Source organism: Paenarthrobacter sp. 10N417 (genome assembly GCF_056394745.1).
Genome location: NZ_JBFTIL010000050.1, coordinates 1 through 1,713, shown reverse-complemented (window position 1 = coordinate 1,713; position 1,713 = coordinate 1). Strand labels below are relative to the sequence as shown.

Genomic DNA, 1,713 nt, shown 5'->3' with positions numbered 1-1,713 from the left:
CTACCAGGCCCAGTCCAACCGGTACCTGCACAACCGCGGCCTCAAGGACACCTCCGACCAGCAGGTCTGGGCGTTCCTCGGYGACGGGGAAATGGACGAGCCCGAGTCCCGCGGGTTGCTGCAGCTGGCAGCGAACGAGAACCTGGACAACCTGAACTTCGTGATCAACTGCAACCTCCAGCGCCTGGACGGGCCCGTGCGGGGCAACGGCAAGATCATGCAGGAACTCGAGGCGTTCTTCCGCGGCGCGGGCTGGAACGTGATCAAGGTCGTCTGGGGCCGGGAATGGGACACCCTGCTGGAAAACGACACCGACGGGGCGCTGGTGAAAATCATGAACGAAACCCCCGACGGTGACTACCAGACCTACAAGGCCGAGTCCGGCGGGTTCGTCAGGGATCACTTCTTCGGCAAGTCCCCGCAGACCAAGGACATGGTCGCGGACCTGACCGACGAGCAGATCTGGGGCCTCAAACGCGGCGGGCACGATTACCGCAAGGTCTACGCCGCGTACAAGGCAGCGGTCGAGTTCAAGGGCAAACCCACCGTGATCCTGGCCAAAACCGTCAAGGGCTACGGCCTGGGCCCGCACTTCGAAGGCCGCAACGCCACCCACCAGATGAAAAAGCTGACCATGGAAGACCTCAAGGCCTTCCGTGACCACCTGCGCATCCCCATCASCGATGACCAGCTCGACGCGGACCTCTACCGGCCCCCGTACTACCACCCCGGCATGGACGCCCCCGAAATCAAATATTTGATGGAACGCCGGGCAGAGCTCGGCGGGTTCGTCCCCGAACGCCGCCGCACCCACACCCCCGTCACCCTGCCCGAAGCCAAATCCTACGAGGTCGCCAAACGCGGCTCCGGCAAACAACAAGCCGCGACCACCATGGCCTTCGTGAGGTTGCTCAAGGACCTCATGCGGGATAAGAACTTCGGGGCCCGGTTCGTGCCCGTCGTCCCGGAYGAATCCCGGACCTTCGGCATGGACGCGTTCTTCCCGACCGCGAAAATCTACAACCCCAAGGGCCAGAACTACCTCTCCGTGGACCGGGACCTCGTCCTGGCCTACAAGGAATCCCCCGCCGGGCAACTGATCCACCCCGGCATCAACGAAGCCGGCGCCGTCGCAGCGTTCACCGCCGCCGGAACCGCGTACGCCACCCACGGCSAACCCCTGGTCCCGATCTACGTGTTCTACTCCATGTTCGGCTTCCAACGCACCGGAGATTCCTTCTGGGCCGCCGCAGACCAAATGACCCGCGGCTTCATCATCGGCGCCACCGCAGGACGRACCACCCTCACCGGCGAAGGACTCCAACACGCCGACGGGCACTCCCCCATCCTGGCCTCCACCAACCCCGCCGTGAAAACCTACGACCCCGCCTACGGCTACGAAATCGGCCACATCATCCGCCACGGCCTCGAAGAAATGTACGGCCCCGACACCGAGGCCACCGGCACCGGTGAAGACCGAAACGTGATGTACTACCTCACCGTCTACAACGAACCCATCACCCAACCCGCCGAACCCGAGAACCTCGACGTCAACGGGCTCCTCAAAGGCATCTACCGCCTCGCGCCCGCCCCGGAAAACACCACCGGGGACACCAGGCCCACCGCGAACATCCTCGCCTCCGGCGTGTCCGTGCCCTGGGCCCTGGACGCCGCCCGGATCCTCGCCGAGGACTCCTCGCCGAGGACTGGGGA

Annotated in this window: 1 pseudogene; it reads left to right on the top strand. The window is 64.8% G+C overall.

The features are described from left to right. Window positions 1-1,713 (top strand): annotated as a pseudogene (locus AC1DCM_RS26460) (pyruvate dehydrogenase (acetyl-transferring), homodimeric type); the annotation flags it as partial.